The 277-nt window shown below is 49.8% G+C and carries 1 protein-coding gene; it reads right to left on the reverse strand.

Translation table 11 applies throughout. The annotated features are described in order from the left end of the window. Window positions 1-188: DUF883 family protein (locus F1003_RS18630; RefSeq protein ID WP_235898412.1), on the reverse strand; the 188-nt coding region annotated here is incomplete at its 3' end. Window positions 189-277 lie beyond the last annotated feature (89 nt).

Below are 277 nucleotides of genomic sequence, written 5' to 3' on the forward strand. Positions count from 1 at the left end.
TAGTAATAGGTATCAGACGCGCTACTGACGCGGTTTTTCACGTCATGCAGAGCCTGTTCTGCGCGTGCTTTAAGCTCAATATACTTCTGGTCAGCAGGGTCGCCTGAGGAACGTAACACTTCTTCCAGCGTCTCGCTCAGCAGGGCCAGGTCATCATCGATACGTGAATCATAAAATTGATTAGACATCGGTTTTCTCCATGTTATGTACCTGTCCGCTAACTATAGACAATCACTGACGGTTACGCCTGGCGCACTTCCCGCGCCATACCGATGTG

The organism is Winogradskyella ouciana, from assembly GCF_009709615.1.
GTDB classification, from domain to species: domain Bacteria; phylum Bacteroidota; class Bacteroidia; order Flavobacteriales; family Flavobacteriaceae; genus Winogradskyella; species Winogradskyella ouciana.